This is a genomic window from Streptomyces sp. WAC06614 (assembly GCF_003949795.1).
GTDB lineage: Bacteria > Actinomycetota > Actinomycetes > Streptomycetales > Streptomycetaceae > Streptomyces.
On record NZ_RPRY01000401.1, the window covers coordinates 1 to 5,548 of the forward strand.

The window sequence follows — 5,548 nt, forward strand, 5'->3', positions numbered from 1 at the left end:
GTCGGAGTGAGGCTGGGAGTGGGGATGGGGGTGCGAGGGTGACTGCGACATGGATGCTCCGCCTGGGATACGGCGGTCCAGGGGGCGCACCCTGCGCGCAGGACGTGCCCCGGACCGGGGGACGCAACCATCCTCATGGCGCTCACCTGCGGAAACGTCGTCCTGTGGGGCGGAGTTGAGCTCTACCGGTAGGAAGGGGCCGGGCCGTTCCCCCGGACCTTCGGCAGAGGCTGCGCGGCCGCTTCCTCTGCCGTGGGGCAGAGGAGCGGGCGGCGCGGCGCTCGCCGTGCGGCGGGGCGGGTCACGAGGCCAGCCCGGCCCGGTGGGCGAGGAGGGCGGCCTGCACCCGGCCCGTCGAGCCGGTCTTCTCCAGGATCGCCCCGACGTGCGTCTTGACCGTGCCGATCCCGATGCCGAGCCGCCCCGCGATGTCCTGGTTGGACAGTCCCTCGCCGAGCATCGCGAGGACCTCCCGCTCCCGGCCGGTGAGCCGGGCGATCCGCTCGTCCGGCGCCGCGGAGCCCGAGCCGCCGTCCGGGCCGCGCCCGTCGGCGCGCAGCATCCGGGCGATGACCGAGCCGGTGACCCCGGGCGAGAGGACGGCGTCCCCGGCGGCCGCCGCCCGGACCGCGCTGATCAGTTCCTGCGGCCCCTCGTCCTTCAGCAGGAAGCCGGCCGCTCCCTCCTGGAGGGCCCGCAGGACGTTGTCCTCGTCGCCGAACGTCGTCAGCATCACCACCCGTGGCGCCGGATCGAGGGCGAGCAGCGGGGCGATGGTGGCCAGGCCGTCGCGCACCGGCATCCGGATGTCCACCAGGGCCACATCGGGGTGGTGCGCGGCGGCCGCCGCCACGGCCTGCTGCCCGTCGGCGGCCTCGGCGACGACGTCGATCCCGTCGGCGTGCCGCAGGATCAGCCGGACCCCGGCCCGGATCATCTCCTCGTCGTCGGCGAGCAGGACGCGGATCGGTGCGGCGGGTCGGGTCACGGGTTCTCCCAGGGCGTGGTGTCCCGGACGGACGGGACGGTGAAGCGGTCGATGGACAGGAGGCGGTGTCCGGCGTCGAAGCAGTACCGGGCGATCGTCAGGGCTCCCGGGCCGTGGCGCTCGGTCGCGCCGTTGAACGGGTAGATGCAGCCGACGGCCCCGGCGGGGCGGGCCGGCTCGTGGCCGGTGGCCGCGGCGCGGACCGCCGCGTTGTCCAGGATCCCGTCCTGGGCGACCTCGGCGTAGGTCATGCCGATACGGGGCAACGGTGCCGGTCCGGACGGTGGGTGGGGGCGGTAGGCGTGGACGAAGGTGATCCCGATGACCATCAGCACGCACAGGCCGACCAGCCCGGAGGCGAGCGTGAGCGCCTCCACCGTCCGCCGCCCGGCCCCGGGCGCCCCGGGCGTCTCGGCCGCCCCGGGCGCCGCGTCGGTGTCCGCGGCGGTGGCCGCGGCCGTGTCCGCGCCGGTGGCCCGGCCGGCGTGCGGGCCGGGCACCCCGGCACGGGCGGCGGTGTCCGGCTCGGCCGGGGTGCCCGGGGCGGCGCCTCGCGTGGCTCCCGTACCCGCCGCGGTGTCCGGGGCTGCCGAGGCGCCCGGGCCGGCGCCTCCCCGGGCGGGCGGATCCGTGGTGCCCGGGGTGGTCGGGAGGGTGGCGGTCAGGTCGAAGCCGCCGGCCGGAAGGGGGCCGGCGGTGAGGGTGCCGCCGAGGAGTGCCGTGCGTTCCCGCAGGCCTGCCAGGCCACGGCCGGTGCCCAGGCCGGTGGCCGCCGGTGCGGACCCGGGCGGGGGTGCGCCGTTGCGCACGCAGACGCGTACGCCGCCGCCGTCGTCGTGGCGGACCGCCACGACGACGTGCGCGGCCACGGCGTACCGGTGCACGTTGGTGAGGCCCTCGCGCACCACCCGGTGGACCGCGCGGCGCACCCCGGCCGGGCACGTGTCCAGGTCCGGGCCCGTCCAGTCGAGGCGTACGGCGATCCCGCCGGCCCGGGACCCGTCCACGAGGGCCTCGACGTCGGCGCGGGTGCCGGTGGCGTCGGTGAGCGCGTCCGGGCCGGTGTCGCGGCCGAGCGGGCCGAGTACCCCGAGGGCCTGGCGCAGCTCCCGCATGGCGTCGCGGGTGGTCCGCCGGACCAGCACGGCCTCCTCGCGCAGTTCCGGAGCGGCCCGGTCCAGGGCCAGTTCCAGCCCGCCCGCGTGCAGCGAGATCAGGCTGAGCCGGTGGCCGACCAGGTCGTGCATCTCGGCGGCGATCCGGGACCGCTCGTGGGTGCGGGCCTCGCTCTCGGCGAGCCGGCGGGCCTGCTCGGCCGCGTCCCCGCGCTCGCGCAGCGCCTGGAGCAGCCGGCCCTGCTGCCCGTACGCGGTCCCGGCCAGGCCCGGTACGAGGACCACGGCCGGGACGAGGACCAGGCCGAGGCCGAGTCCGTAGAGGGCCTCGCCGGGCCCGGTCCACGGCGCGGCGACCGTCGCGCAGAGCACGAGCAGCCCGCCGGCGGCGACGAGCAGCCGCGCCCGGGTGCGGGCGCGGGCGGTGCGCCGGGCCACCGCGTACGCCGTCGCCGCCGTGACGGGCCCGACGCACGGGGCCGGTCCGGTCAGGACGGCGAGGGTCAGCAGCACCGGGGCGGGGAAGCGGCGGCGCAGCGGGAACAGCGCGACCCCGGCGGCGAGCGCGGCCAGCTGGACGTACGGGCGGGGCAGGTCGCCGAGGTGTCCGGCCATCGCGTACACGCCCAGCCCCGCGAGCAGCACCCCGGCCGTCTGCGCCGCCGCGCCGGTCACGGGCACGGTGCCGTGCGCCTGGACGGGGAGGTTCCCGTTCCCGGACGGCAGGGAGGGCCGGTGGAGATACCGGGCGAAACGACGGAACGGGCTGATGGGGGGCACGCAGCCCAGTATCGGTGCCGGGGGAGAGCGGGACCTGAGCCTGCGGGAGGATCCTCCCTCTGCCGGAAGGCGGAGAAAGGTCAGCCTTGGGAAGTCATAAGTTCAGCTTATGGGGTCATAAAGCGAACCCGAGTGCCTGCTTAGGCTAGCCTTAGCTTACGGTTCTCTTTGATCGTGTTGTGACGTTCGAAGGGAATCTGCCATGCCTCGCCCCCTGCGCGTAGCCATCGTCGGTGCCGGCCCGGCCGGGATCTACGCGGCCGACGCGCTGCTGAAGTCCGAGGCCGCGGCCGAACCGGGCGTGTCCATCGACCTCTTCGAGCGGATGCCGGCGCCCTTCGGCCTGATCCGTTACGGCGTGGCCCCCGACCACCCGCGCATCAAGGGCATCATCACCGCCCTGCACCAGGTGCTCGACAAGCCGCAGGTCCGCCTCTTCGGCAACGTCGACTACCCGGGCGACGTCACCCTCGACGACCTGCGCTCGTTCTACGACGCGGTGATCTTCTCCACCGGCGCCATGGCCGACCGTGCCCTCGACATCCCCGGCATCGACCTCGACGGCTCCTACGGCGCGGCCGACTTCGTCTCCTGGTACGACGGCCACCCGGACGTCCCGCGCACCTGGCCGCTGGAGGCGGAGAAGGTCGCCGTGCTCGGCGTCGGCAACGTCGCCCTCGACGTCGCCCGCATCCTCGCCAAGACCGCCGACGAGCTGCTGCCCACCGAGATCCCGCCGAACGTCCACGACGGCCTGAAGGCCAACAAGGCCGTGGAGGTCCACGTCTTCGGTCGGCGTGGCCCGGCGCAGGCCAAGTTCAGCCCGATGGAGCTGCGCGAGCTCGACCACTCGCCGAACATCGAGGTCATCGTCAACCCCGAGGACATCGACTACGACGAGGGCTCGATCGCCGAGCGGCGCAAGAACAAGCAGACGGACATGGTCGCCAAGACCCTGGAGAACTGGGCGATCCGCGACACCGGCGACCGCCCGCACAAGCTGTTCCTGCACTTCTTCGAGTCGCCCGCGGAGATCGTCGGCGAGGACGGCAAGGTCACCGGCCTGCGCACCGAGCGCACCGCCCTCGACGGCACCGGCAACGTCAAGGGCACCGGCGAGTTCACCACCTGGGACGTCCAGGCCGTCTACCGCGCCGTGGGCTACCTCTCGGAGGAACTGCCCAAGCTGCCCTGGGACGTCGCGTCGGGCACCGTTCCCGACGAGGGCGGCCGGGTGATCGAGGCCGGGGAGCACATGCCGTCCACCTACGTCACCGGCTGGATCCGCCGCGGCCCCGTCGGCCTGATCGGGCACACCAAGGGCGATGCGAACGAGACGGTGGCGAACCTGCTCGCCGACCACGCCGCCGGCCGCCTGCTCACCCCGGCCGCGCCCGCGCCCGAGGCCGTCGAGGAGTTCCTCGCCGAGCGGGGCGTGCGGTACACCACCTGGGAGGGCTGGTACCGGCTGGACGCCGCCGAGAAGGCCCTGGGCGAGCCGCAGGGGCGCGAGCGGGTCAAGATCGTCGAGCGCGAGGGCATGCTCGACGCCAGCGGCGCCTGACGCCCTGACGCCAGCGGCGCCTGACGCCCTGACGCCTGCTGTCCCGACGTCCCGACGTCCCGACGTCCCGACGTCGCGACGTCCTGTCGCCCTGACGCCCTGACGTCTGCTTCGGGGCCTCATGTCGCCCGGCCGGCTCCGACCGGCCGGGCGGCGCTGCCCGCCATGGTGTGAACTCGCGGGGGCTCCGCCCCCGTTCCTGCTGCTGGCGCTTCTCGCACGCGCCGAGGATCCGCTCATCTGCGACAGGAGTCACCATGAACCGCCTTCGGGCATCGATCGTGCTCAGCGCCACCGCGCTGATCACGGGCGCGACCGTGAGCACCGCGGCCGCCTGGCCCCCCGGGAGCATCACGCTGGCGGCCGAGTGCCGCAACGAGACGGGCAAGGTGGTCCTCACCGTGGCCGACAAGTACCCCAAGGGCGTGGACTTCGAACTGACCGCCTCCGACGGGTCCAAGCCGGTCAAGGGCAGCGTCAAGGGCGAGAGCAGGACCGAGGTCACCGTGCCCTACACCAAGGCCGGTGTGGTCTGGACGGTCACCGCCGTCGTCTCCGACAAGGAGACCCTGACCGACAAGGTCACGCTCGGCTCCTACCCGGCCTGCCTGCCCAGGACGCCGGAGAGCCCGAAGCCCACCCCGACGCCGACCCCGTCGAAGCCGGCTTCCCCGACGCCCACGCCCACGCCGACGCCCACGCCGACCCCGAGCGGCAGCACCTCCGCCCCGGCCAAGCCGACCCCGGCCCCCGGCCGGACGGGTGAGCTGGCCGAGACGGGCTCCGGCGGCAGCGACAACACCGCCCTCCTGGTCGGTGCGGGCGCCCTGATGCTCGCCGGTGCCGGCGCATTGGCGCTGGCCCGCCGCAGCCGCAGCCGGGCCTGATCCCCGTACGCCGACCGGCCCCGGCACGGTGCACGACGTACCGCGCCGGGGCCGTCGGCGGCCCTCACCATCCCCCGCGGGCAGCTCCGCACCCACACGCACGGGCGAGGGCCCGGCCGGAACTCCCGGCCGGGCCCTCGCCCGTGCGCGTGTGCGGTGCCCCAGGGTCAGCCGGTGGTCCCCGTGGGGTCCAGGGGCTGCCGCTTATCCACCT

General features: G+C 75.0%; 4 protein-coding genes. 2 read left to right on the top strand and 2 right to left on the bottom strand.

What is annotated here, in order from left to right; genetic code table 11:
- Nucleotides 1-301: 301 nt before the first annotated feature.
- Both EF918_RS31695 and EF918_RS31700 read right to left on the bottom strand, forming a co-directional pair.
- Entirely contained in the window at nucleotides 302-988 is a 687-nt protein-coding gene (locus EF918_RS31695; protein WP_125652366.1) for a response regulator transcription factor, read from the bottom strand.
- Entirely contained in the window at nucleotides 985-2,718 is a 1,734-nt protein-coding gene (locus tag EF918_RS31700; RefSeq protein WP_125652369.1) for a histidine kinase, read from the bottom strand. The genes EF918_RS31695 and EF918_RS31700 overlap by 4 nt, the downstream gene beginning before the upstream one ends.
- A 367-nt stretch (nucleotides 2,719-3,085) precedes the next feature.
- On the opposite strand from EF918_RS31700, the gene EF918_RS31705 reads away from it, so the two are divergent.
- Nucleotides 3,086-4,447 (top strand): FAD-dependent oxidoreductase, encoded by a 1,362-nt coding sequence (locus tag EF918_RS31705; protein WP_125652367.1) that lies wholly within the window; start codon nucleotides 3,086-3,088, stop codon nucleotides 4,445-4,447.
- A gap of 257 nt (nucleotides 4,448-4,704) precedes the next feature.
- Entirely contained in the window at nucleotides 4,705-5,334 is a 630-nt protein-coding gene (locus EF918_RS31710) for an LPXTG cell wall anchor domain-containing protein (protein WP_125652368.1), read from the top strand.
- Nucleotides 5,335-5,548 lie beyond the last annotated feature (214 nt).